This is a genomic window from Thermoleptolyngbya sp. PKUAC-SCTB121, from assembly GCF_016919485.1.
Taxonomy (GTDB): Bacteria; Cyanobacteriota; Cyanobacteriia; order Elainellales; family Elainellaceae; genus Thermoleptolyngbya; species Thermoleptolyngbya sichuanensis.
Genome location: NZ_CP070366.1, coordinates 95,635 through 120,783, shown reverse-complemented (window position 1 = coordinate 120,783; position 25,149 = coordinate 95,635). Strand labels below are relative to the sequence as shown.

General features: G+C 55.9%; 19 protein-coding genes. 5 read left to right on the top strand and 14 right to left on the bottom strand.

From position 1 onward, the window contains the following. Positions 1 to 138 precede the first annotated feature (138 nt). Entirely contained in the window at positions 139 to 357 is a 219-nt protein-coding gene (gene gvpA, locus JTM80_RS00480) for a gas vesicle structural protein GvpA (RefSeq protein WP_068510916.1), read from the bottom strand. 1,166 nt (positions 358 to 1,523) lie between these two features. On the opposite strand from gvpA, the gene JTM80_RS00475 reads away from it, so the two are divergent. Further along, a complete protein-coding gene (locus JTM80_RS00475; protein ID WP_205370367.1) occupies positions 1,524 to 4,139 on the top strand; it encodes an adenylate/guanylate cyclase domain-containing protein in 2,616 nt (871 codons plus the stop codon). Between the two features lie 299 nt (positions 4,140 to 4,438). Here the strand turns inward: JTM80_RS00475 and glnA are convergent, their stop codons facing one another. After that, a complete protein-coding gene (gene glnA, locus JTM80_RS00470) occupies positions 4,439 to 5,857 on the bottom strand; it encodes a type I glutamate--ammonia ligase (protein ID WP_172353667.1) in 1,419 nt (472 codons plus the stop codon). Between the two features lie 794 nt (positions 5,858 to 6,651). Between glnA and apcB the strand changes: the two genes are divergently transcribed. Further along, positions 6,652 to 7,161 carry an allophycocyanin subunit beta gene (apcB, locus tag JTM80_RS00465; RefSeq protein WP_172353666.1) on the top strand — a complete coding sequence of 170 codons (510 nt, stop codon included), beginning with the start codon at positions 6,652 to 6,654 and terminating at the stop codon, positions 7,159 to 7,161. A gap of 338 nt (positions 7,162 to 7,499) precedes the next feature. Here the strand turns inward: apcB and JTM80_RS00460 are convergent, their stop codons facing one another. Continuing rightward, positions 7,500 to 8,156 carry a hypothetical protein gene (locus JTM80_RS00460; protein WP_172353665.1) on the bottom strand — a complete coding sequence of 219 codons (657 nt, stop codon included), beginning with the start codon at positions 8,154 to 8,156 and terminating at the stop codon, positions 7,500 to 7,502. Positions 8,157 to 8,332: 176 nt separating this feature from the next. Beyond that, the gene (locus JTM80_RS00455; protein ID WP_172353664.1) at positions 8,333 to 9,664 is read right to left on the bottom strand and encodes a proton extrusion protein PcxA; all 1,332 of its coding nucleotides are present in this window, start codon (positions 9,662 to 9,664) and stop codon (positions 8,333 to 8,335) included. Positions 9,665 to 9,922: 258 nt separating this feature from the next. On the opposite strand from JTM80_RS00455, the gene JTM80_RS00450 reads away from it, so the two are divergent. Further along, on the top strand, positions 9,923 to 12,070 hold the full coding sequence (locus tag JTM80_RS00450) for a recombinase family protein (RefSeq protein ID WP_205370364.1): 2,148 nt from the start codon (positions 9,923 to 9,925) through the stop codon (positions 12,068 to 12,070). A gap of 56 nt (positions 12,071 to 12,126) precedes the next feature. Here the strand turns inward: JTM80_RS00450 and opcA are convergent, their stop codons facing one another. The 9 genes from opcA to JTM80_RS00405 all read right to left on the bottom strand — a co-directional run bounded on the left by opcA (position 12,127) and on the right by JTM80_RS00405 (position 21,067). Next, a complete protein-coding gene (gene opcA / locus JTM80_RS00445) occupies positions 12,127 to 13,458 on the bottom strand; it encodes a glucose-6-phosphate dehydrogenase assembly protein OpcA (protein WP_172353662.1) in 1,332 nt (443 codons plus the stop codon). A 117-nt stretch (positions 13,459 to 13,575) separates the two neighbouring features. Then, positions 13,576 to 15,105, bottom strand: a complete 1,530-nt coding sequence (gene zwf / locus JTM80_RS00440) for a glucose-6-phosphate dehydrogenase (RefSeq protein WP_205370363.1) — start codon at positions 15,103 to 15,105, stop codon at positions 13,576 to 13,578. Between the two features lie 368 nt (positions 15,106 to 15,473). Further along, positions 15,474 to 16,529: a class 1 fructose-bisphosphatase gene (fbp, locus tag JTM80_RS00435; RefSeq protein WP_172358752.1), complete on the bottom strand. Its 1,056-nt coding sequence runs from the start codon at positions 16,527 to 16,529 to the stop codon at positions 15,474 to 15,476. 358 nt (positions 16,530 to 16,887) lie between these two features. After that, positions 16,888 to 17,523, bottom strand: a complete 636-nt coding sequence (locus JTM80_RS00430; protein WP_172353660.1) for a peroxiredoxin — start codon at positions 17,521 to 17,523, stop codon at positions 16,888 to 16,890. A gap of 236 nt (positions 17,524 to 17,759) precedes the next feature. Beyond that, entirely contained in the window at positions 17,760 to 18,413 is a 654-nt protein-coding gene (nblB, locus tag JTM80_RS00425) for a phycobilisome degradation protein NblB (RefSeq protein ID WP_172353659.1), read from the bottom strand. Positions 18,414 to 18,462: 49 nt separating this feature from the next. Then, positions 18,463 to 18,927: a CBS domain-containing protein gene (locus tag JTM80_RS00420; protein WP_068510933.1), complete on the bottom strand. Its 465-nt coding sequence runs from the start codon at positions 18,925 to 18,927 to the stop codon at positions 18,463 to 18,465. 324 nt (positions 18,928 to 19,251) lie between these two features. Beyond that, on the bottom strand, positions 19,252 to 20,064 hold the full coding sequence (gene cysE, locus JTM80_RS00415) for a serine O-acetyltransferase (protein ID WP_172353658.1): 813 nt from the start codon (positions 20,062 to 20,064) through the stop codon (positions 19,252 to 19,254). 144 nt (positions 20,065 to 20,208) lie between these two features. After that, complete coding sequence (gene rph, locus JTM80_RS00410) at positions 20,209 to 20,931, bottom strand: ribonuclease PH (protein WP_172353657.1); 723 nt, start codon at positions 20,929 to 20,931, stop codon at positions 20,209 to 20,211. Further along, entirely contained in the window at positions 20,894 to 21,067 is a 174-nt protein-coding gene (locus JTM80_RS00405; protein WP_172353656.1) for a hypothetical protein, read from the bottom strand. The genes rph and JTM80_RS00405 overlap by 38 nt, the downstream gene beginning before the upstream one ends. A gap of 564 nt (positions 21,068 to 21,631) precedes the next feature. Between JTM80_RS00405 and JTM80_RS00400 the strand changes: the two genes are divergently transcribed. Beyond that, entirely contained in the window at positions 21,632 to 23,095 is a 1,464-nt protein-coding gene (locus JTM80_RS00400) for a glycosyltransferase family 2 protein (RefSeq protein ID WP_205370362.1), read from the top strand. 128 nt (positions 23,096 to 23,223) lie between these two features. Then, the gene (locus JTM80_RS00395) at positions 23,224 to 24,093 is read left to right on the top strand and encodes a 6-carboxytetrahydropterin synthase (RefSeq protein ID WP_205370360.1); all 870 of its coding nucleotides are present in this window, start codon (positions 23,224 to 23,226) and stop codon (positions 24,091 to 24,093) included. 20 nt (positions 24,094 to 24,113) lie between these two features. Here JTM80_RS00395 and JTM80_RS22875 read toward each other — a convergent pair whose 3' ends face one another. Further along, positions 24,114 to 25,103: a hypothetical protein gene (locus JTM80_RS22875; RefSeq protein ID WP_205370359.1), complete on the bottom strand. Its 990-nt coding sequence runs from the start codon at positions 25,101 to 25,103 to the stop codon at positions 24,114 to 24,116. Positions 25,104 to 25,149 lie beyond the last annotated feature (46 nt).

The window sequence follows — 25,149 nt, the reverse complement described above, 5'->3', positions numbered from 1 at the left end:
TCCAAGTGATGCGGAAAGAGAAGCGGGGAGCCACGAGACTCCCCCAACATCTCCTACTAGGTGGAAGCGCAAGCCTTTGCGAACTTGCCCGCCACAGGAGTTGGAATAGACACACCCAGCAGGGACAAAGATCAGCCTCTAGGCAGCGGGGACGGCGGCTTGGGTGGTCAGACCCACAGCTTCGGCGTACTTCAGGTAGGTTTCGACGGAGGCGATTACCACGCGGGCTTCGACCGCCAGCAGTTCGATACCCACCAAAGACACGCGAACCCAAGCATCAACCACGATCCCTTTGTCCAGGATGCGATCGACCACTTCTGCCAAGCTAGAGGAAGAATTCACTTTTTCAACTGCCATGATTAGTCACCTACAGATACTTGAGTGGATGAGCATTGAATCTGCCTGTTTTCCCCAAATGCGGGACGGAGGCATCGGTTTCTTCGTACAGCATAGAGAGTGAAAATTGAAACGCTCCCAGCAAAATTGCGGAAAGTGTTTGGATTTTCAGTCCGCGTTTTTGATGCGGCAAAGTTCTGCTCCAGCTCAATCGAAGTGACTCCGGAGAACCCTTCATCAGATCATCAGACAGAATCTCTAACCCAGCGCAGGAGCTGAATCACTTGTAGCCTTTCACTAGGTTGAGATGTTTCTATCGTTCCCAGCCAATGTTCATGACTAACAAGCGATTGCAAAATATCAGGAAAGGGCGATCGCTAAAGTAGCTTAATCTCCTTCAGCAGGTCGATTCCAGCATTTCTGTGGGCTGCTCTTCAAATATGAAGCTTTGTCTTAAAGGTTCCTCTCTGGGCTGAAACATCGATTCTTTTCAATGGTTGACTCGGTCAGGATTAATGGCCTAAATGCAGCGTTAGGACAGGACTAAAAAAGAGCTTGAGTAAGCAAAAATAAAATCACTTTTCATTAAGAAATACGATTTTTAGACATTTTTTTGTTCGGCTATTTCTGTCTGAAAGACTCTGAAATGGTTCCGTATGATTACGGAATCAAGGATTTATAAAACGTCATTTTCGCCAGACGTAGTTACAAAATGACAAAAGCTGCGATCGCAAGTCGAGTCGCTACACCCCACCGGACATTGCCGGACTGCGTATGCCCTCATCCCCCAGCCTCTTCGGGTGCATCCCAATTCTGCAAGTTTGCCCTCATCCCCCAGCCCCTTCTCCCAAAAAGGGGGAGCCGGATTAGAAGTCCCTCTCCCGCTTTGGGAGCAGGATTTAGGGTGAGGGTTGCAAAAGTGGGATGCACCCTTTCAGACACAGTTTGCCGATTTGCTGACAAAAGGTGCCATTCCTGATGCAATCCCTTTGGGGGCAAGCATCTGTGGGTATTGCCCACCTGCAATCTGCAAGGGGATCGGTTAGGCTGAAAAAGGGGCATCTCATGCGTTTACCGTTGATTTGATCCATGTCTGACCAGTCCTAAGGGAGACCCTGAGCTACTTTGCCCAGGGCAGCTTTCCCAGACGGCTTTTACAAATGCGTTGCCCCTAAGCATTGAAGTCTATGGCGGATTTCTCCTCATCTGTCTCCCCTTCTGATAGTCTGCTGGCCCGCCTGATTCAACCTGACTTGACGCGCCACGTCGAATCTCTGTCAGACGACCAGTTTACCCAACTGCTCCAGCAGCTAACGCAAGAGTTTCAGCACTACCTGCGGGCGATCGCCCTGATCAACAACGATGCCCTCGAAACGCTGCTGGAACAAGTCCTAGAAGCGATCACCTTGAAGGTGGGGCGGGTGTTGCAGGCGGAGCGCACCACAATTTTTCTGGTGGACGTAGAGAAGGCGCAACTCTGGTCCAAGGTCGCCCAAGGCGACTGTTTCCAGGCGAACTCAGAGGGCGATCGCACGATCGAAATTCGCCTGCCGCTGAACGAGGGCATCGCGGGCTATGTTGCCACCACGGGCAAGAGTCTGAATATTTCCGATGCTTACCAGCATCCGCTGTTCAACCCCAGCATCGATCGGCAGACAGGCTATCGCACACGCAACATCCTGTGTATGCCGATTTTTGACACGCAGGATCAGGTAGTGGCGATCGCCCAATTGCTGAATAAGCGAGGCACTCAGCCCTTCGACCCGCAGGATGAAGCCCACTTTCGCAACTTTGCTCACTCCATTGGGGTGATTCTGGAAAGCTGCAATTCGTTCTACATGGCGGCGCGAAACCAGCGCGGCGCAACGGCCCTGCTGAACGCCACCACGCTGCTGGCCCAAAGCCTAGATCTGGAAAAAACCCTCCAGGCAGTGATGGACGAAGCCCGTAAGCTCATGCGGGCCGACCGTAGCACGCTGTTTTTGCTCGATCGCGATCGCCACGAGCTGTGGTCCAAAGTGCCTACTGCCGACCGCAAGCAACTGCTCGAAATTCGCATTCCCATGAACCGAGGCATTGTCGGCTTTGTTGCCAGCACCGGGCAGGTCGTCAACGTTGAGAATGCCTACGAAGACCCGCGCTTTGACCCCACCACCGATCGCCAGACCGGGTACAAGACCCGCACCATCCTCTCGATGCCTGTATTCAACTCGGCGGGAAAACTGATCGGCGTAACGCAGCTTATCAACAAATACCAAGGCAGCTTTACCCGCTCCGATGAAGAATTCATGCAGGCCTTCAACACCCAGGCTGGCATTGCGCTAGAAAATGCCCAACTGTTTGAGCGAGTGCTGCTGGAAAAGCAATACCAAAAAGACATCCTGCAAAGCCTGTCCAACGCGGTGATCTCCACGGACTTGCAGGGCAATGTTGTGACCATTAACGACGCAGCACTGGCGCTGTTGGGATGCCCAATTGGCGATACCAGTGCTGAGGCAGATCTATGGCGCGAGCATCTGCTGCATCGCCCCGTGTGGGAGGTAATTCCCATCGACAATCTGCAATTGCGCCTGCAAGACAGCTTGCAGTGCGGCGCTCGCCACTATGTCCCCGAACAAAGCCTGGAAGTGGGTCTACTGGAACTGCCTGAGCATTCGCCGCTAGACCCGACGGTTTCTCCCGCACTTTCGCTGTCGCCGCGCCTCACCCATGCCCTGGTGGTGGGCGATCGCCAAACCCCAGACCAATACCTGCTGTGGAACGATCCCGCCACTCCGCTCACACCCGTGGCCGCAGGACTCGGCGTGGTGCCCTCGATCCGCCCCATCGAACACAGCGTCAACCTGACGGTGAACCCACTCACCAATCCCGATGGCAAGGTGCTGGGGGGACTGGTGGTGCTAGAAGACATTAGCCAGGAAAAGCGGATGAAGGCCACCATGTATCGCTACATGACACCGGGCGTGGCGGAACGAGTCATGGCGCTGGGCGACGATGCGCTGATGGTGGGCGAACGCAAGGACGTGACGATTCTGTTTTCCGACATTCGCGGCTACACCTCGCTCACCGAAAAGATGGAAGCGGCGGACGTGGTGACGCTGCTCAACGACTATTTTGAGACGATGGTAGAGGCGGTGTTTACCTACGAGGGCACGCTGGACAAGTTCATTGGCGACGCGCTGATGGCCGTGTTTGGTGCGCCCCTGCCGCTGCCTAATCACCCCTGGATGGCGGTGCAATCGGCGCTGGACATGCGGCGACGGCTGAAGGAATTTAACGAACACCGCCGTCTGGCAAACCAGCCCATCATCCGCATTGGCATCGGCATTAGCTCTGGCGAGGTGGTTTCCGGCAACATCGGCTCTCAAAAGCGGATGGACTATACCGTGATTGGCGATGGTGTGGACATTAGCGCCCGACTGGAAGGCGTGACCAAAGAATACGGCTGCGATATTATCCTCAGCGAGTATACCTACAAGCTCTGCCGCGATCAGGTGTGGGTGCGGGAACTCGACCGTATTCGCGTCAAGGGCAAAACGATTCCAATCAATATCTACGAGCTAATTGGCGATCGCACGCAGCCCCTTCCCCCAGAAACCGCTGCCTTTTTGAACCACTACGCCGCCGGACGCACTGCGTACAACCATCTGCGGTTTTATGAAGCGTTGCAGCACTTTGAACGGGCACAGGACATCAAGCCGGGCGATCGCGCTGTTCAGGTGCATCTAGAGCGGGCCCGCGAGTTTCTGCTCACCCCACCCGCCGAAAACTGGGACGGCGCTCACACCATGACCACAAAGTGAAAGTGAGGGATGAAGTCTCCAAAGGGCAAAAAATCAAGGCAAAAAATCTGAAGGGCAGAAGAAATAGAAGCGCTGCATAACCCCGATGGTTACGCAGCGCCTTATTGACTTTAGGATTTACGCATTTAAATAATTTCTCGCGGACGCAGCCCGCGAGAAATTATTCAAAACCCAGAGAGCTTATCGTAAGTGTGTAAGTCTTGGACTCATCGGCTCAAAACATCAAGAGCAACCAGAATGCAGCCAACCCAAACCGTAAGCTGCTTTTAAGCACGGCTCCTGTTGCCTAAAGCTCCACCCTAGCAATCGTAGTAGAGCGAGAACTCGTAGGGGTGCGGACGCAGACGCATCGGGTTCACCTCGTTGTCCAGCTTGTACTGAATCCAGGTGTTAATCAGGTCTTCGGTGAAGACACCACCCGCCGTCAGGAACTCGTGATCTTTCTCTAAGCACTCCAGCGCATCTTCCAGCGAGCCAGGGGTCGAAGGAATCTTCGCCAGTTCTTCCGGGCTGAGGTCGTAGATGTCCACATCCAGCGGCTCACCCGGATCAATCTGGTTCTTGATGCCGTCGATGCCCGCGCAGAGCATCGCCGCAAAGGCAAGGTAGGGGTTAGAGGTCGCGTCGGGGCAGCGGAACTCTAAACGCTTTGCCTTCGGATTGGAACCAGACAGCGGAATCCGCACCGACGCGGAACGGTTGCCCTGGGAGTAGGCCAGGTTCACCGGAGCCTCGAAACCGGGCACCAGACGCTTGTAGGAGTTCGTCGTCGGGTTGGTGAAGGCTAGCAGCGCTGGAGCGTGCTTCAGAATGCCGCCGATATACCACAGCGCCATCTGGCTCAGCCCCGCATAGCCGTCGCCTGCAAACAGGGGTTGCCCGTCTTTCCAGATGGACTGGTGGGTGTGCATCCCAGAGCCATTGTCGTTAAACACGGGCTTGGGCATGAAGGTGACGGTCTTGCCATACTTCCGAGCGACGTTCTTGATGACGTACTTGTAAATCATCAGGTTGTCGGCCGACTGAACCAAGGTGTCAAAGCGAATGCCCAGTTCGCACTGTCCGCCTGTCGCCACTTCGTGGTGATGCTTTTCGATGGGCACGCCGCACTTGGCCATCGTCAGCAGCATTTCGCTCCGCATATCCTGCGAAGTGTCGGTGGGCGCAACGGGGAAGTAGCCTTCCTTGTAGCGGGGCTTGTAGCCCAGGTTGCCGCCCTCCTCTTTGCGGCCCGAGTTCCAGCGGCCTTCGATCGAGTCTACGTAGTAGTAGCCTTCGTGCTGGTTCTGGTCAAAGCGCACATCATCGAAAATAAAGAACTCTGCCTCTGGGCCAAAGAAGGCAGTGTCGCCAATGCCCGTGGAAGCCAGATAGTCAATCGCTTTCTGAGCAATGACGCGGGGGCAACGAGAATAGGGTTCGCCTGTGCGAGGCTCCTTGATGCTGCAAATGACGCTCAGCGTTGGCTCTGCCATGAAGGGGTCGATCCATGCGGTGTTGGGATCGAGCACCATGCTCATATCCGACTCGTTGATCGCCTTCCAACCCCGGATGCTGGAACCGTCGAAGGCGACCCCATCGGTAAAGCTGCTTTCGTCGATCTGGTTCTCGTATACGGTCAAGTGCTGCCAGATGCCGGGCAGGTCGATAAACTTGAGGTCAATCAGCTTAATGCCCTGGTCTTTGATTAGGCTTAAGACTTCTTGCGGGGTCGTCATGAACTACTCCTTCAGTGATTTGAGCCATCTTGACTCGGATGTTGTTTAGCAGTGAGACTGGTGTGCGATCGCCAAGCGCCTGACACCTGCTTGCCTGGGCATAAGGGGGAAGCATCCCTCAGAGGTCTCTATCCTCTAGCCAGTTCAGCTAGAAGTGCCGCCTAGACTACATTCAACACTTAGAGCAGCGTCATACAAAATGCAGTCTTAATGCAGTCTTCAATAAATGGAGTTATACATCTCTAATGCTGATCAACAGCAGGAGTTTATCAGCAGTCAGAGGTGTTAGAGTCCAGGCCTTGATTACACCTGAATCATCCTAAGGAGAGGCGTAGGCGGTTTTTGTATAATAGGCAACAAAAGCGGGGCTTAACCCTGGAAATCAGCTTTGTACGATTTGGAACAGATTGGAACGGATTGGAACAGATTGCCACTGCGATAAAGTCCTGAATAGCAGTCTTCTTAGACCCGAAGCTTGAGACAGCGGATGATCCGAAGGGTGATACAAAATAGCGATACAAAACTTAATCGCAAACCCAGACTATCCAGAGCAGTGGGGCGAAGTAGGGCCCAATCTTGCGTGATAGACTTTACCATAAGCAATTTAATAAGCACGTTTTGAAACGCCATAGTCAAAGCGCGTTTCAGCCTGAGCAGGGGTATCTCGAGTGCTGTTTTAGCGCTCATTTCAGGCTCCTGAATCAGGACTGTGTTGCAGCTTTGGCTTGTTTCAAAGCGTTGCACTCTGTGTTGGCAAAAACCTGGATTTTGGTCGTGTTGGGAGATTTTGTTTCATGCGGGACGCTGTCACAAGCCTGATTGAAAACTACGATCTGAAAGGCCGCTACCTCGATCGCGATGCGCTAGACACGCTGAAGTCCTACTTCAGCACCGGGGTTTCCCGAGTGCAAGCGGCGGCTGTGATTAATTCAAATGCTGCGGGTATCGTCAGGCAGGCTGGGTCGCGCTTGTTTGAAGAGGTGCCTGAACTGATTCGCCCCGGCGGCAATGCTTATACGACGCGGCGCTATGCGGCTTGCCTGCGCGACATGGACTACTATCTTCGCTATGCTAGCTATGCGCTGGTGGCCGGCAATACAAACCTGCTGGATGAGCGAGTGCTAGAAGGACTTCGGGAAACCTATAACTCCCTGGGTGTGCCGATTGGGCCGACGGTGCGCGGAATTCAGATTCTCAAGGAAATGGTGGCAGCGCAGGTTGCTGAGGCCGGCATTACCGACACAGGTTTCCTAGATCAGCCCTTTGATTACATGATTCGCGAACTGAGCGAAACCAGCCTCTAAAACCAACCTCTAAGTGTTTTGTTTTTGGGACTTTATCTGCTTTGAAGCGTTATCCACAGGTTTTTGGGTTCTGTCAGTCAATAGAGCGTGTGGATAGAGTGATTGATTCGGAGTGGTTGATCAAAGCTATCGACTAAAAGTTGTTATTGACCATTGAGCGGGGTAAGGCGTTGCTTCATCCCGCTTTTTGCTGCTGTTTTGCCGTTTGCCCGAGAGAGGACAATTTGTTTGAGAGCGGGCGATCGCCCCTACTGGTCACAAAAACGCCCTGTTCCCCCAAATGCCCACAAAAACAAGCACTCACAGAACTCACAGAACTGGCAACGGGTTCATGGCGATCAATCCATGCGGGCATCGGGTTCCAGCACCCACAGGCTATAGCCCTTGGCGTTTTTGGTAATAATCGTTTCGTTGCCGCGATAGTTAAGCTTTTTCACGATCTGAACCGCCTGCTGCACGTCTTCAAGGGTTTTGAACAGGCTGTAAAACAACCCATCTACACAAATGGCCATCAGCCGCTTGTCCAGATCGGGGACGCGAATGTTGCAGAACTTGTACTGATCGGGAGAAACCAAAATTCGGTACGGCGCAACGGGTGCATCTGTTGCAGCCTTTTCTGAAGGAGCGCCAGTTGAGGAATTTAGAGACGAACTGGTGTCGGACAATCTGGCTGAAGTGGCTTGGGTCGCAAGCTGGGCGTTGGGTTCCAGCGTCCACACGACAAATCCTTTGGGGACTCGTGTGATAACGGGTCGGTGTCCTCGTTGCATCAGTTTGGCGCAGATTGATTGAGCGCGGGCTTCGGACTTTTCAACGCGAAAGAAGCTGTAGTATTCTCCAGCGAGGGCGATCGCCGCTGTGCGTTCGTTCGAGTCGGGTAGAACAATGTGGCAAGAACGATAGTCCGTCCGGAGTTCCAGGATTTCAACTGTCGGCAACGTGGAGGAGGGCAGATTGGGCAAGCCGGATGGGGACGCTGGATTGAGGGATTGCATGGCGGTAAAAGAGGGCAACACCAGTACGTACTACAATTCTTGGTTTATCGCCAGAGTTCTGCCATCCGGCAAAGTACGGGAGTAGGAGGGTCGCGAGGATTGCCGCAGCGAATTTTTCCTGCACGAGTGTCCAGCCATTCACCCTTGAAAGTTACTCGAAAAGTTACTCGTTCAAATTACTCGTTCATGTTGCGGTAGGTGGCCACGGCAGAGGGCGAGATGCGATTGAGATAGCGGAAAATCCAGTATTTGAAAATGGTGTCGAGGATGACAGGGAAGGTCGCAATGAAGAGGAAGATAAAGTCGCGGCTTTCGGGAATGCCAAAATGCCGGGAAACGCCCTCTAGCAAAACCTCCCACCCGTGGGGCGAGTGGAACCCTACGAAAATATCCGTCAGCAATATAATAATAAACGCTTTGGCGCTGTCGCTCAGCCCATAGACGATTTCATCCATAAAGGACTTCAGCACCTCAATTTCACGACGGCTGCTCAGCAAGACTGCACCAAAAACCAGCGCTGAGAAGATATCTGCAAATACGTTTTTGACGGCGTTGTTGCTTTTGGCCATAGCCTCAAGCTGGAGTTCTCGAGCTTTTTCCTGGAGCCGGGTGTTGATTTCGGGTTCGGTTAGGGGTGGTGTCGCACCAACTAAACTGGAAAACCGCAGCCGTTCTTCAAAGCGCCGCAGTTCGTCAAAGGCTTCGTCTTCAATGTCTACATTGAGGAATGCACCTGTGGTTTCGGGCGTGCGGTAGTGATCCACTATGGGGCTGATCAGGAAATTTTTCGTCACCTGCTGGGTCAGCAGCGGCAGAATCATCAGCAGCAGCACCAGCCGCACCGCGATAAACGTGCGCCGTCTGGAGATGTAGAAATCCTCTATCACCTCCTGTTCGGCGTTGGGGTCTAGCTCGCGCTTGATACGGTCGGCTGTGCGGAGGATAGAGCGGGGCAGCACGCCTGTTTTGTCGGCAATAGATTCGAGATCGGCTGGGCGCTTGGGCGATCGCCTTGCACCAGAGTCAAAGGGCTGCATTCTGCCGCGCTCCGGATCGACCTCTGGGCGAGCTGCCAGGGAAGATACGGGCATAATGCCATCGGCGTAGCGAGCTATCATGCTGTCTACAAAAGCCAGCTTTTTAGGAATCAGCGAACTGCGGTCTAGAATGTCGATTTCGTAGGCATCTGGCGGTTGCCCGTCGATGTGGACTTCGGTGGGGGGGCGATCGCTCTGCAAAATCGAGCTACTGGTGCGAAACTCGGCCAGCCGCAGCTTGGCAATATTGAGATACTTCCGCAATTCGGTCTGAAAATAGGCGCGGGCGCTGCTGCTATAGTTGCCCTGCTGAAACGAGATGCGATCGCCCCCAAAGTAGGTATCTTCCAGCGCCTTGATGCGGAGCGCTGCTTCGTAAGCATCATCTAGGGCACGCTCTGGGGTGCCCATCAGCCATCGCCGACTAAAGCGAAGATACGCCTGGACACCAGAAACAATTGGGTTTGTCATTTGGGATTGTCATTGCCTATGCACACAGATTAATCTTCACAGCGATTAATCTTCACAGCGGGGGTGGAGATGGGCGCTGCGAAGCGGGATAGAATGCGTCGAGTCGTAAGTCTGCCCTATTTCAGCAATCAGCCACAAGCTGGTTCACAATCAGATCCACAAGAGCCATCAGAGCCACAACATTCAAAGCCAGAAGTATAGAGCCAGAAGTATAGTATCGTAGCAAATTCTAATTTTTTCACGAGGAGGGGCGTTCCAATGCAGCCGTCGATCTGGATCACGGGCCCGTCTCGCAGTGGCAAAACAGAGCGATTGGTGCAGCATTTTGGCGAATGGGTGAGTTCGCTGGAAAACGCTTCGGCAAAGGCCCCGGCGATCGCCTTTGCCGCCATCGGCGACAATCGTCTCAACCTCTCCGATCGGCTGGCGGCGCAGCAGGCGCAATATCCCGTGGAAACCGCCACGCCGGCCGGATTTTTCCTCAGCGAGGTGGTGCTGTTTTATCCGCTGCTGGTAGAACGGGGCATAGTGGGCACTCAGTTTCCGCTGCGACTGCGCCCCGAAACCGAGCAAGCCCTGGCCACGCGCCTCTGGCAGCCTGGGCTAGACGAAGGCACACTGACGCTGCCGGGTGTGGCGGATTATTTTTTGGTGCGGCGGATGCTGGATCTGCTGCAACTGGCGGCGCTGGCAGAGGTTCCCCCAGAAGACATTGCGCCGCTGCTCCAGCAAGGGCTGGCCCCGCCGGAAACACAGCCCGATTTGTGGCTGCACATCGGTGGGGCGATCGCCCAGTGGCGGGACTGGTGCCTGGAGCGGGGGCTGCTGACCTACGGCGTTGCCACGGATCTATACGCCCGCTATCTGCTGCCCGATGCCACCTACCAGGCTCGACTGGGCGATCGCTTCAGTGCGCTGCTGGCGGATGACGTGGACGAATATCCGGCGATCGCCTACACGCTGTTTTCCCATCTCCTGGACATGGGGCTGCCCGGATTTTTCACCTACAACCCCCAGGGATCCGTGCGCTGGGGGTTGGGAGCCGACCCGGCGCGGCTGGCAACCCTGGCAGAACGTTGCAGCATAGACCCCCTCGACCCGCCTGCCGGAACCCTGGGCACCGACTGGGCCGATGCGCTGGCGGGCTGGGTGCGGGAACCCGTGCTGCTGCCAGACCTGCCAGACACGATGCAATCCATCCAAACCATCTCGCGGGCACAACTGCTGCGAGAAACGGCAGAGCAGGTGGCCCAGGCAATCCACAGCGGGCGGGTGCGTCCTGATGAGGTGGCGATTATCGGGCCGGGGCTGGATGCGATCGCCCGCTACACCCTGCGCGAAATCCTCAACCGCCGGGGCATTGCCGTAGAAGCGCTGAACGATCAGCAGCCCCTCGCCGCCTCGCCCATGATTCGCGCCCTGCTGACCCTGTTGGCGCTGGTCTATCCGGGGCTGGGGCGACTGATCAACCGAGAGGCGATCGCCGAACTCCTGATTGTCCTCAGCCAGTCCCCAATTCAATCTCCAGCCTCCAACCTCCAACCTCCTGCCACTCCCGAACCCGCGCCCGCAATCGATCCGGTTCGCGCTGGGCTGATTGTCGATCACTGCTTTGTGCCCGACCCCGATCGCCCGCATCTGTTGCCTGCGACGGCTTTCCCTCGGTGGGATCGGCTGGGCTATCGGGCCACCCAGGCCTATGAATCGATTCGCCTGTGGATTGAGACGCAGCAAGCGCAGCAGCAGCAGCGGTTGATTCCCAGCCCTGCCACGCTGCTCGACCGCGCCATTCAGCAGTTTCTCTATGGCGGCAGCACCTTGCCCTACGATCGGCTGGCGGCGCTGCGTGAACTCATGGAAACGGCACAGCACTTTTGGGAGGTGGAGTCTCGCCTGCGACAAATGGATGCGCTACGAAACGCCGCACCGCTATCGGAAAGCGTGCAGGACTTTATCGAGCTATTGCGCGGCGGCACGATTACTGCCGATCCCTATCCCGTGCGTCCGCTGATCACCCGTCCGGCGGTGATGCTGGCCACCATCTTCCAGTACCGGGCCAATCGCTCTGCCCACCGCTGGCAGTTTTGGCTGGATGCGGGTTCTCCGCTCTGGCTGACGGGGGGCGGCGGGCTGTTCGCAGCGCTGCTGTTTCTCAGCGATTGGTCGGGGCAGCGGTGGACGGCGGCCGATGCGCTAACGGCAGACCAGAACCGGCTGGAGCGCCAAATTCGGGATTTGCTCTATCGCGCCGACGAGCGCGTATTCCTCTGCCACAGCGACCTGTCTACGAGCGGGCAAGAGCAAAGCGGGCCGCTGCTGACGCTGGTGAATGCGGCACGGGCGATCGCCCCTCCAGTTGCGCCCCCAGCTCCCCCCCTAGAAGAGGCGATCGCCGCTGATCTGTAAGGCAAACCGCCAAGGCGAACCGCGCTAAAAGACAAATCCAGCCAACTGATCTAGATCTACGCCTTCAGCCGCAAAATGCTGGTCGTCATCGCCAGACTTTCTTCGTACAGCACGTCGCGTCCCCAGCGCTGAAGCTGCTGGCTCACCAGAAACTCCGCCTTCTGATCGTTGATCGCCGTCACCTGCTCCGTCCGGCAGTTCTGAGCGCTGCCGCCAGCCTCCATCCGCATACAGCCCGTCGTTTCCGAGCAGAGAATTGTACAGCAGTTGGCGTTGGCGTTGCTCGAACTCAGGCGCAGTCCAATCAGGTCGCCGATAATCTCGCCCGCATCAGCAATCGGCACACCCGCTAGCTCGGCATGAATATCCTGCCCATTCGGCCCTTTGAACATCACCGTTGTAATGTCATAGTCGCCAGGTGTTTCGGTAATAGACACCGGCTTCCAGCCTAGACGGCTTGCAAACCAGCCCAGATACATATAAGCCTGCGCCGGATTGCCTTTTTCGTAGTCGATGGTGATTTTGTCTACCTCTGCCAAGGCAACGCGCCGCTCTGGGGGGTCAAACGCAGCCGCAGCCAACTCTTGCCACACCGACAGCCGATGCCAGTTGAGGTCAGCAATATACGTATCTGACTCGATCAGTTCCTGCATCTTCAGGAATTCCATGGCCGGGTCGGTGAAATAGGACGAATCGAGAATCAAGCAGTTGCAAGCCGCCGCCAGCTTGCGAAATAGCTCATGCTCTGGGTTTGGCGTTGCCTTCCACCAGACAAACTTCGGCAGGCTGGGGATCATCAGCGTTGCCACCAAGTCACCCACCCGGTTCAGCGCCTCTTTGGTGCCCTTCATCGTGATATATTCGCCGCAAATCGACGCTGCGTTGCCGCCCTTTTGAATCGGGCAATAGGCCGACACCTGCGCCGTCACGCCCGTATCTTCGCCCAGCGTAGGAGCCAGGGTGACCACGCGGCAGGGATTTTGAACGGCGATCGCATCGCTGATCGTTGAACCACGATCGTCTCGATTTTGAAACACGCGCTTTTCCGGTGGCAGCTTAGCCACCTCTTCCCGCAGCCGCGCCAGCGTTTCTGGGTCAAAGCGCCCCGTCATCCGCAGCCCCAGCGCCTTTTGAGCTGCCAGCACTGCCTTTTTGGTACTTGGGCCAAAATAGCTGTCAATCTCCTCAGTGTAGAACCCCAGAATCGCCAGCAGTTGTTGAAATTCCTCTGGCGCGTATACCACGATGCTAAAGGTCGCCGCACGAGTCGGTGCTGGCATTCCCTTTGCGCCACTCTGCATCCGCCAAATCTGACTCAACTCCGCCTCAATCTCGCTGAGGGAAATATCCTTCGGTTGCTGTAAGGTAACGAGCGGTGTAGTAGTCATGGGTAATGTCGTGGAGAAAGGTTGAGAAAACTAGGATTCAAGTAAGATTCAAGTAAGATTCAAGCCAGTTCGAGTCTCAATGCTGTTCTTCGAGCTTGTATTCGACCCAAGCCTTTTCTACAGCCTCCGCCAGCGTCGTCCATCCCGATTGAGCAGCAGTTCCGCTTCGATCGGCCCCCAGGTGCCTGCCTCATACAGCGGAATCGCATCGGGATCAGCAGGGGCATCCCAAACTCGCAGCAGCGGCGTGAGAATGCGCCAGGAGGCTTCTACCTCGTCACCCCGCGTAAACAGAGTTTGGTCACCCAACATACAGTCAACCAAAAGTCGGCTGTAAGCGTCGGTATTGGCGCTACCAAAGGCCGTGTCGTAACGAAAATCCATGTCTACCGAGCGGGTTCGCAGAGAGGTTCCAGGCGTTTTCACTTCAAATCGGAGTGAAATTCCCTCGTCTGGCTGAATCCGCATTGCCAGCACGTTGGGGTTGGCTTGGCGCGATGCCGACTGGAACATCAGGTATGGCACTTCCTTAAACTGGATGGCGATTTCCGACACCTTTTTGGGCATCCGCTTGCCGGTTCGGAGAAAGAAGGGAACACCCTTCCAGCGCCAGTTATCGATGTTGAGCTTGATGGCGGCGTAGGTCGGGGTTGTCGAAGTCGGGCTGGCCCCTTCTTCTTCACGATAGCCAGGAATTGCCTTTCCGTCTTGCCAGCCCGCGGAGTATTGTCCCCGAATCGCACCCTTGCCGATTTCAATCTCTTCAGCCAGGTGAGTCGCTTGTAGCACTTTTACTTTTTCGTTGCGGATGCTGTCAGCATCGAGCGAGTTGGGCGGCTCCATCGCCGTCAGACAAAAGAGCTGCATGAGATGGTTCTGCACCATATCCCGCAAAGCTCCAGCCGTTTCGTAGTAGCCAGCTCGTCCCTCTAGTCCAACGCGCTCGGCCACCGTGATTTGCACATGGTCTACGTATTGACGGTTCCACAGCGGCTCAAAGATGGCATTGGCAAAGCGAAACACCATCAGGTTTTGGACTGTTTCTTTGCCGAGGTAGTGGTCGATGCGGTAGACCTGGTTTTCGTTGCACACATGCTGCACGACCTGGTTGAGCGCCTGAGCAGAAATCAGGTCTTTGCCAAAGGGTTTTTCAATCACTAGGCGATGCTTTTCGGGATCTTGCAACATTCCGGCTGCGCCCAGTTGCTCGATCGCCCCAGAGAAGAAGCGGGGGGCCACCGCCAAGTAGAACACTCGGTTGCCACGGGTGCCACGGGTGTCATCCAGGTTTGCCAGGAAGTTCTTCAAACCCTGATAGCTCACCGGATCGTCCATGTCGGCGGGAAAGTAGTACAGCCCACGAGCAAAGTCGTCCCAGACTTCTTGTTTGCCCAGCCCGCCGCCAAACTCTTCGACCCCAATCCGCATCTGCTCTCGGAAATAGTCGTTGCTCCAATCCCGTCGGGCTACGCCGACGATGGTGAGCTCGGGCGGCAGACGACGCTCCAGTTTCATTTGGTAGATCGCAGGGATCAGCTTGCGCTGGGTGAGGTCGCCGCTGGCACCAAAGATGACTAGGATTTGGGGTTCGGGAATGCGGTCTTGCTGAAGACCAACGCGGAGGGGGTTTTCTAGAAGCGTGACCATAGACAAGGTTAGGAGTGCGTAGAGTGTGCGTAGATTTGGGTGGATGAGAGGTTGAGGAGGAGTGGAAGCAGCTTTGAGGGGCGATCGCCCAGATGTTATTTCCAGATGTTGTTTCCAGATATTGTTTCTAGATGCCAGCCCGCAGGACGCGCTCACCCTTGACCTTCGATCCTGACGGGCGTTTCTGAATCTGCCCTGCGCTCCAGATGAGATTTCGCAGATTCCATCAGCAGGCTCTAGACCGCAAACCTCGTGAAACAACGAAAGCCATTCCTTATCACACCACCTTCTTCCAGTTCAACTTGGTTTTCTGTTTGACAACCCAGCAAACCTTAATGTGGGCTTTAGGAATGGCCGGTTGCCGCCCACTAAGACCGCACGGAGATCACAGGATTTTGCTGTTCACGCTGCCGCTCACGGATGAAGGATTCCACCAGCGCCACGTCCTCGGTGCTGCCGATAATCAGCGGCGTGCGGGCGTGAACCTGATCGGGCACTACGTCCAGAATGTCCTGAGTGCCGTTGCTGGCGCGACCACCGGCCTGTTCGATGAGGAATGCTAGCGGCGCAGATTCGTAGAGCAATCGCAGCTTGCCTTCGGGCTTTTTCACCGTGCCGGGATAGAGGAACACGCCGCCCTGAAACAGAATGCGGTGAAAGTCGCCCACCAGCGCCCCACCGTAGCGGGCGGTGTAGCCCTCATGGCGATGCACATAGCGGATGTAGTCTCGAATCGACTCGTCCCACTGCCAGAAGTTGCCCTCGTTGACGCTGTAGATGGGGCCATGCTCCGGCACACGGATGTTTTCGTTCGACAGGACAAATTCGCCCAGGGTCGGGTCGAGCGTAAAGGCGTGAACCCCTGTGCCAATGGAGTAAATCAGCATGGTGCTGGGGCCATAGAGGACATAGCCTGCGGCAATTTGCCCGCGCCCGCTTTGCAGCAAGTCTTGCCCGGTTTCGTCTATATCTGGGTCGCTCTGTCGTCGAATCGCAAAGATTGACCCGACGTTAATATTCACGTCTAGATTCGAGGAGCCGTCGATCGGGTCATAGAGCAGGGTGTAGCGACCGATGGGGCAGTTTTCGGGAATGTGGTAGGGCTTCTCCATTTCTTCGGACGCAAGGCGGCAGACCAGTCCGCTTTGTTCAAATACGGAGATAAACACCTGGTTGGCGTATACATCCATTTTTTTGACGGCTTCGCCCTGGACGTTGGTTTGCCCAGTGAAGCCGAGGGCATCGTCCATCAGTCCAGCCCGAGTGAGGCGACGGGCAATCAACTTGGCGGCCAGGGCAATGCGGCTCATCAGGGCGCTGAGGTCTTGCGCTTCGGGCGAAAAGTCTTGAAACTGCTTGAGGACGTGCCGCGATAGGGTCATGCAGTCGCGGTCGAGGGCCAGCTTGTGGCTTAAATCCAGCATGGGATCGCCTTCAGACATGAGATTCTCCTGCAAAACGCTCCCGGAGGTGTGGCGATCGCCCTGCTGCGTTGGCGAGGGAAGCGGGCGATCGCCCCCGGATTTCACCCTCTATCTTAGGGAGGCATTTTCGGAACTGACCCGAACTTTAGACGAACTATAGAAATAGCACTTAAGAAATAGCACTTAAGAAATAGGACTTACGCACTTGCGACAGGTTTTCTGGATTTTGGATGATTTCTCGTGGGCTGCGCCCGCAAGAAATCGTCCAACTGCGTAAGTCCTAAGAAAGCCGCAACAAAAAGGACAGATACGCCGTACCTGCCTTTTTCTATCAAGCTTTGACAACCTCACACAGCGCCTACTTGTTGGGCTGGGGGGTCATCCGCAGATAGGGGCGAATTTCGTTTACGCCTTTGGGGAACTTCTGCTTTGCCTCTTCGGTAGGGATCGAGGGCACAACCACTACGTCATCGCCGTCCTTCCAGTCGGCGGGCGTAGCCACACCATAGTTGTCGGTCAGTTGCAGCGAGTCGATCACGCGCAGAATTTCGTCAAAGTTGCGGCCCGTGCTGGGGGGATAGGTCAAAGACAGCCGCAATTTCTTGGCAGGGTCGATCACAAACACAGTGCGAACCGTCAGCATGGCGTTGGCGTTGGGGTGGATCATGTCGTACAGGTCAGATACGACATGATCGGGATCAGCCAGGATGGGATAGTTCAGCTTCGTGTTTTGGGTTTCTTCGATGTCGCCCACCCAGCCTGCATGAGAATCCACATCATCGACGCTGAGGGCGATGACTTTCACGTTGCGCTTGTCAAATTCGGGCTTGAGGTTTGCCACGCGGCCTAGTTCAGTCGTGCAAACGGGGGTAAAGTCCTTGGGGTGGGAAAAGAGAACCACCCAGCTATCGCCAGCCCACTCGTAGAAATTGATATCGCCTTCGGTGGACTTTTGGGTGAAGTTGGGAACGGTATCACCAAGTCGGAGTGCCATAGAAAGAATTCCTGTAGTAAGAGTAACAATTTGAGGGTATCTACATCATCCCACAAAGTACAGTATTCCGAGCGGGATTAGCCACTTTCATCATTCTATCTCGGCAGTTGCGGCAGGAATCTTAAGAAGGAATTAGGAATCTAAGAGGGGACTGAAAAGGGCGATCGCCCGATTTGCGAATAGATGCATCTGATGCATCTGTTGTGTAAAAACCGTAGATACCGACCCATTTCTCCCTACAGATAAAGCTTTGCCTCTTGGGACACAGCACTGTTGTCATCGCTCACCATAGTCTCCAACACAGTACGCGCCTCTGGGGTTTGGAAATGTCCCAATGCCTGCACCACGCGATGGCGAATTTGCCAGTCGGGGTGCGTGGCGTAGGCCGTCAACAGGGGAATGGCGCGGGGGTCGCCCAGTTCGCCTAGGGAGCCGATCGCCGCCGTCCGCACCAGTTCATTGGTGGAGCCGAGGGCCTCTTGCAGCAGGTCAAAGCTCGACGGATCGCCCAGTTCGCCCAGCGCTGCGATAATGCTGAACTGCACCAGCCATTCTGTGCTGCGGTGATAGAGCGCCTTTAGGTCTTCGTAGGCCGCCGTCAGCTTCAGCGCCCCAATCGAGTCGGCTGCGACCGCCTGCACGTCGGGTTCGGCATCTCGCAGGCTGGCTTGCAGCAGATCCAGCGCCATGTCGGGATTCTGGCTGCCCAGGCTGGCAAGCTGGCTGACGGCGGCGTAGCGCACCCGAACGCTGGAATCCGTGGCGGCAATTTGGATGAGATCGAAGGCGATCGCCGGATCAAGCTGCCGCATTTGGTTCACCGCACGGAGGCGATCGCCAAAATCCCCAGACTCCAGCAGGGCTTTCACAGATTCAGGAGTAATCGTCATCTTCTTAAACTTGGGATTCCTAAAAGACTGGAATTGATTCAGCCGAACACTATTCCACTGCCAAATGCCGCACGATATCGCCGCGTGTCAAAATGCCAATCACCTTGCCGCTGTCGTCGAGGACGGGCAGGCGCGTCGTGTCTCGGTCGTGCATCAGCTTGGCGGCGCTTTGCAGCGTTTGGCTCGGTTTTGTGGTGACGATTTCCTTTTTGCCCGTCATGACTTCGCCAACGGTCTGCCCTAGAGCCTTGTGCAGCTCTCGCTCATGCTTGCCGGGGTTTTCCAGATAAATTACGCTGTCCAAAATCATGATGTAGGGCGGCGGCGTAGGTCCTGTTTCGCGCCACATCAGGTCGGCTTCTGAGAGAACCCCCACCAGCTTGCCATCGGCATCGACCACAGGCAGCCCGCTAATCCGCCGCTCGGCAATCAGCTTGATGGCCTCATTCAGGGGCGTTTCGGGATGCACCACGATCGGGTCGGGAGTCATCACATCAGCAACGGTTACAGTCATATCGGCAAATTAAAAGAACATAGGACTTACGAAGTTGGAGGATTTCTCGCGGGCTGCGCCCGCGAGAAATCCTCCAAAATCCAGAAAACTTATCGCAAGTGCGTAAGTCCTGGAACAGTTTGAGGAACGGCTAAAAGCAGGCTATAGGCTCATTGTAGGGAATGGCGTGATCCAACCCAGAGGCGATTTACAGGTTGTTACATCGGTTGGACTAATACCCAGGATTGATGCGCCTCTACCCGCAGCCGGAGGTCGTGGGACTTCCGGCTGCGGGTAGAGGCGATCTTGTAGAAACCATCAAATAGAAACCATCAAAGCAGGCCGTTAGATACCTGCGCCGTTCAGAAATTCTTCAATCACGCGATCGCTCAAGCGACACTTGGATTTGACCTCAACGGCTGGCGCTTGTTGCGGCTCGGCTTCTGCATCAGACGGCACGACGAAGGCAGCAACCAGCGGGCGATGCTCCACTGCGGGAACGGACAGATGCGGCGTTTGCGCCCGTTCCCGTTTCAGGCTTTCCATCTGCTGTTCCAACCCTTCGATGCGATCCAGCAGGGCACGAATCACCTCAGCTTCCGAGTCAGGCAGGCGGTTGTGTTCCAGCGGATCGACCCGTTCACCACCGCGATACACCACCCGTCCAGGCACGCCGACCACCGTGCAATCGGCGGGCACGTCGCGCAGCACCACAGACCCCGCACCAATTCGCACGTTATCGCCAATGTTCAGGTTGCCCAACACCTTTGCGCCCGCGCCGACGACCACGTTTTCGCCCAGCGTCGGGTGGCGCTTGCCGCTTTCTTTGCCCGTGCCGCCCAGGGTCACGCCCTGGTAAATTAGCGCGTAGTTACCCACGATCGCCGTTTCGCCAATGACCACCCCCATGCCGTGGTCGATAAACACGCCGCTGCCAATCTGTGCGCCTGGGTGAATCTCGATGCCCGTCAAAAAGCGGGCCAGATGGGAAATCAAACGCGGCAAGAAGGGCAGCCGCATCTGATACAAACGATGGGCAAAACGGTGCATCAACAGGGCTTGTAGACCGGGATAGCAAAAGAGAACTTCTAACCAGTTTCGAGCGGCAGGATCTCGCTCAAAGATGACGCGAAAGTCGGCGATGAGTGTCTCTAGCACTAGAAATTAACTCCGATCCTTTTCGGAATGTTCATCCCTTATCTTAACGTTCTGGGGTAAAGCTTTGATAAGCCCCAGACGGGGGATTCTTGGGAAGGATTTTGAGCCGATAAAAGGGGGGCGATCGCCCGTCCAGGGTCTTGCTTAGCTGCTTCGCAATGCCTGCTGCTGAAGCTTGAGCAACTCGCCAATGCCCGTTTCGGCAATATCCAAAAGCTGGTTAAGCTGAGTCCGACTAAAGCTGCCTTCTTCGGCCGTGCCTTGTAGCTCGATCAGGGCCAATTCTTCCGTCATCACAACATTGAAATCAATCTCCGCCGCCACATCTTCGGGATAGTCCAAATCCAGAAAGGCTTCGCCGTGCAAAAGCCCCACAGACACCGCCGCGATCTGATGCCGCAGGGGTGAAGCCTCCAGTTCACCCGTGGACAGGAGATAGGCGATCGCATCACACAGGGCCACATATCCTCCGGTAATTGCCGTGGTGCGGGTTCCCGCATCCGCTTGCAGCACGTCCGCATCCACCGTCAGCGTCCGTTCCCCCAGCGCCTTCATATCCAGCGCCGCCCGCAAACTGCGCCCAATCAGCCGCTGAATCTCCTGCGTCCGCCCCGACAGTTTCATAAATTCCCGTGCCTGTCGCTGGGGTGTGGCGCTGGGCAGCATTCGATATTCCGCCGTCAGCCAGCCCTGGCCGCTGCCTTCCAAAAACTTCGGCACACCGGGCTGCACCGTCACCGTACACAACACCTGGGTTTCGCCGCAGTGCGCCAGCACCGACCCCGCCGCAAATCGGGTGAATCGCCGCTCAAATCGAACCGGACGCAGCTCATCTGCCTGCCGCCCGCTGGGCCGTGTCCACGCCATAAAACCATTCGCCTCTAAGAACCTTCATCAGAATATCAGCCTGGTGTGTCTGGGTCAGGTTATGCAGGGTCAGCGGTTTGAGAAGCCCAGCGGGTGAGACGGGAAGCCACACCGCTGAGTCGAGCGATCGCCTCACAACCTAGCGCATGATGGAAAGGCTTGAATTTCGGGCAATCTAACGATGGTTTGCCAATTTCAGTTTTAGGATTGCTTAATGATTGGTAGACTACTGCTGAAAGAGTCCTGTACCAAAAGTGTCCTGAAGGATTTTCAAATCGTCCATTCGTCCTGGTTAGGATGGAGATTGGCGGCGCAATGTCCGCTCGACAGGTTTCCCAAACCGCGACTTTAGACTGAGACATCTTAGACAAATTCATATCTACAGTCCATATTTTTACGAGATGTGCAACTTTGCCGATTCCTCTCACCCTTTTCTGGTATGCCGAAGGCTTTAATCCCTCTCCCAGATCGGGAGAGGGATTTCGAGCCTCTCTTTCTCTCATTCTCCCGACTTGGGAGAATGGGGTTGGGGGATGAGGGCAGCGTGAACGTTGCACATCGCGCTATTTTTCATTCGATTCCTTTTGGTTTGACGGATCTAAATTCTTCTCAGATTCTTCTCAAATCTAGAACTTCCCAGATTTAGATTTGACCGATTTAGACCTCTGCATCATGACGGAAGCCGTCAAAGGGTGAACCTATGCCGCAGCAGTCCTGGTATGACGACGAATACGGTGAGCTAGAGCCGGTTCATGCCATCGTGTCTGATTTGTCCGATGCAGACGATCCGCAGTCGCAGTTTTATCGCGGGCTAGCGGGACGCAGGGGCAAGGCAGCCCTAGCAATGACGATTGTGTGGAGCAGCACGATCGCCCTCCATCTCGTTTCCTGGGGGGCGTGGGTGGTGTATGGTCTAACGGCATTGATGGGGGTTCACATCTTGCGGCTGATGGCGGCCCGTCCCCGCCCTCTGCCCCACCCGCTGACCAGCGACAACTCGGCGGATCTGCCCTTCGTATCGCTGATGGTGGCAGCCAAGAACGAGGAGGGCGTGATTGGTCCCTTGGTGCGGGCGCTGTGTGAAATCGACTATCCAGTCAGTCGCTATGAACTCTGGGTGGTGGATGACCACAGCACCGATCGCACGCCCCAAGTGCTGGACAAATTGAAAAGTGAGTATCCCCAACTGAAAGTGCTGCGGCGCGGAGCCGAGGCCAGTGGTGGCAAGTCGGGCGCATTAAACCAAGTCTGTGCGCTGGCAAAGGGCGAAATCTTTGGCGTGTTTGATGCTGATGCGGACGTGCCTGCGGATCTGCTGCGGCGGGTGCTGCCCTTGTTCCAATCGGCGCGGGTAGGCGCAGTGCAGGTGCGAAAGGCGATCGCCCAGGCCACCAACCATCCCGATTCGGGGAATTTCTGGATTCAGGGCCAGGTTGCTGAAATGGCGCTAGATGCGTATTACCAGCAGCAGCGAATTGCGGTAGGCGGCATTGGCGAACTGCGCGGCAACGGTCAGTTTGTGCGGCGGGCGGCGCTAGAACGCTGCGGCGCGTGGAACGAAGAAACCATTACCGATGACCTGGATCTGACCATTCGCCTACACCTAGACGGATGGGACATCGACTTTTTGCCAATGCCTGCGGTGCAAGAGCAAGGCGTAACGCGCTTGGGCGGGCTGTGGCATCAGCGCAACCGCTGGGCGGAGGGCGGCTATCAGCGCTACCTCGACTACTGGCGCTGGATCGTTCGCAACCGCATGGGCACTCGCAAGACGATGGATCTGCTGACGTTCTTCATGTTTCAGTACATCATGCCAACGGCAGCGCTGCCGGATCTGCTGATGGCGATCGCCCGCAGTCGTCTTCCCATCTTTGGCCCGCTTACCGGGTTCACGCTGATCATGTCGATGGTGGGCATGATGATCGGCCTGCGTCGCTTCCAGACCCGCACCGAAGCCAAGGCAGAACTGGAAGACGTGCGCCGCGGCCGCACCTACCCCGGTTTTTCACTCCTGCTGCAAACCCTGCGCGGCGCGATTTACATGCTCCACTGGCTGGCGATCGTGGCCAGCACCACCCTCCGCATGTCCATTCGTCCCAAGCGCCTGAAGTGGGTAAAAACGGTGCATCATGCCAGCGACGAGCTTTGGCTGGAAGAAGGGTAGCGGAACGCTCCAGACACAGGGTTCAGCGTTTTAACGCCGCTCCCCTGCCCCCATCCGCCCAGGCGAAACGCTAGTATCTTTACAGAACGTTACAACTGTCCAGCGGCTTTTCTACCAGCAGCTTTTCTATGAAATGCATCATCAATCGTCGGGCTGAGTTTTCGGCTAGCCATCGCTATTGGCTACCAGAGCTAAGCGAAGACGAGAATCGACAACAGTTTGGGCTATGCGCCCAGGCCCCAGGACACGGGCACAACTACGTGCTCTACGTAGCAATGGAGGGCGAGCTAGATGACTATGGCATGGTACTAAACCTGTCGGACGTGAAGCAGGTGATTAAGCGAGAAGTGACGAGCCAGCTTAACTTTGCCTATCTCAACGACGTGTGGGACGAGTTTCAGCAGACCTTGCCCACGACGGAACATATTGCACGGGTCATCTGGCATCGCCTCGCGCCCCACTTGCCCATCATCAACATTCAGCTTTTTGAACATCCTGAACTCTGGGCCGATTACACAGGAAACGACATGGAAGCCTACCTCACGATTAGCACCCACTTCAGCGCGGCACACCGTCTGGCGCTGCCGCACCTTACCCTAGAGCAGAACTCAGAAATCTACGGCAAGTGCGCCCGAATTCACGGCCACGGCCACAACTATCACCTAGAAGTGACGATTAAGGGCGAGATTGATCCGCGCACGGGCATGATCGCTGATCTGGTTGCCTTTCAGAAGGCGGTCGATGAACATGTTGTGGAACCGCTTGATCACACGTTTTTGAACCACGACATTCCCTATTTTGCAAAGGTCGTGCCTACAGCGGAGAACATCGCTGTCCACATCCGCGACCTGCTGGAAGACCCGATTCGGGCAATCGGCGCAAAGCTGCACAAAGTCAAGCTAATCGAAAGCCCGAACAACTCCGCCGAGGTCTACGGGCTGCCTGTGCAGCAGAGCGGGTTATCGCAGGTAGAGGAGCCAGCGCTGGCGAAGGTGTAGCTCTCCTTGACTCTTATTTCCTACTCTGCTGCGCCGCTGCTAATGGCGGGCTGGGTCAGCACAGGCTGCGGGCGGGTTTCCGCTTCGACCGTATTGCCAGGGGGATTTGTGGCAACCCACAGGAGGGCACTCGTGAGGATGCCGCTGACGCTGATCAGGGCGATCGCCAAATAATTCACGCGCGATCGCAGTCGGGCAATCTCCTGACGATAGTCCTCCATCACCGCCAGTGCCGCCGTGCGGGGCATCATTTCGGACTCCTGGAGCGAGATCGAGGAAGCCGCTACAACAGGCGCTACAGGCGCAACGGAAGCAACAACGGTGGAATGCTCAACCGGGCGGGTGATAGGGGACGCATCGGCCACTAGATGCAGCGTGCCGTTCTGAGTCATCGGCGTAATTGGCTGGGCAGATTGGGCGATCGCCGCTTTACCGTTCGTCTGGTTCGTTTTGTTCGTCTGCAACTCCCTAGGCTGTAACTCCAGCGCCACGGAGCTGTAGGTTGGCTCACTAGGCGAGATGGGCTGGAGCAGCGGCGCAGAGCCTTCGGACAGCAGGGCCGTTTGATCCGGAGCCACCGCAGCAGGCTGCACCAACTCAGCGTTTGCCGCCGTTACAGTCTCTTGCATCTCTGCCTTGGCCGCTTCGGCTACGGGTTTCGCCGGCTCCTCTGGCTCAAATTGAACCTTTCTGTGCAGCCATTTCGTCAAAAGCTGGGGGACATTTTTGTGAAACCAGCGGATGGCGATCGCCGTAAAGAGCGGTTTCGACAATCGCGCCGTGCCCTTGCCCAAACGGTTCAGCGGGCGAAAGGTCAGCTTCTGATTGATCAGGTTCACTGCGCCCACGTCATACAGACAGCCCAAAACCAGCTTGACGGTCGCCTCTTCCCGATGAAACAACTGCTCCAGAAGGAACAGCACGTCGTACATCCGCTGTTTTTCGCGCTGAATTTCTTCGGGCGATTTGGGCACCTCAGCCAATTTTGCAGAAGCGTTAGGTTTTGTCATCAGAAGCCCCCATTGGGCGATCGCTCATGGTTCCAAAATTTTGGGC

Coding starts and splice junctions, on each gene's coding strand:
- JTM80_RS00395 (WP_205370360.1), top strand. CDS start 23,224: ATGAAATGCATCATCAATCGTCGGGCTGAGTTTTCGGCTAGCCATCGC.
- JTM80_RS00460 (WP_172353665.1), bottom strand. CDS start 8,156: ATGCAATCCCTCAATCCAGCGTCCCCATCCGGCTTGCCCAATCTGCCC.
- JTM80_RS00400 (WP_205370362.1), top strand. CDS start 21,632: ATGCCGCAGCAGTCCTGGTATGACGACGAATACGGTGAGCTAGAGCCG.
- JTM80_RS00420 (WP_068510933.1), bottom strand. CDS start 18,927: ATGACTGTAACCGTTGCTGATGTGATGACTCCCGACCCGATCGTGGTG.
- nblB (WP_172353659.1), bottom strand. CDS start 18,413: ATGACGATTACTCCTGAATCTGTGAAAGCCCTGCTGGAGTCTGGGGAT.
- zwf (WP_205370363.1), bottom strand. CDS start 15,105: ATGGTCACGCTTCTAGAAAACCCCCTCCGCGTTGGTCTTCAGCAAGAC.
- opcA (WP_172353662.1), bottom strand. CDS start 13,458: ATGACTACTACACCGCTCGTTACCTTACAGCAACCGAAGGATATTTCC.
- gvpA (WP_068510916.1), bottom strand. CDS start 357: ATGGCAGTTGAAAAAGTGAATTCTTCCTCTAGCTTGGCAGAAGTGGTC.
- JTM80_RS22875 (WP_205370359.1), bottom strand. CDS start 25,103: ATGACAAAACCTAACGCTTCTGCAAAATTGGCTGAGGTGCCCAAATCG.
- JTM80_RS00430 (WP_172353660.1), bottom strand. CDS start 17,523: ATGGCACTCCGACTTGGTGATACCGTTCCCAACTTCACCCAAAAGTCC.
- glnA (WP_172353667.1), bottom strand. CDS start 5,857: ATGACGACCCCGCAAGAAGTCTTAAGCCTAATCAAAGACCAGGGCATT.
- JTM80_RS00455 (WP_172353664.1), bottom strand. CDS start 9,664: ATGACAAACCCAATTGTTTCTGGTGTCCAGGCGTATCTTCGCTTTAGT.
- JTM80_RS00450 (WP_205370364.1), top strand. CDS start 9,923: ATGCAGCCGTCGATCTGGATCACGGGCCCGTCTCGCAGTGGCAAAACA.
- JTM80_RS00475 (WP_205370367.1), top strand. CDS start 1,524: ATGGCGGATTTCTCCTCATCTGTCTCCCCTTCTGATAGTCTGCTGGCC.
- fbp (WP_172358752.1), bottom strand. CDS start 16,529: ATGCTGGATTTAAGCCACAAGCTGGCCCTCGACCGCGACTGCATGACC.
- apcB (WP_172353666.1), top strand. CDS start 6,652: ATGCGGGACGCTGTCACAAGCCTGATTGAAAACTACGATCTGAAAGGC.
- rph (WP_172353657.1), bottom strand. CDS start 20,931: ATGGCGTGGACACGGCCCAGCGGGCGGCAGGCAGATGAGCTGCGTCCG.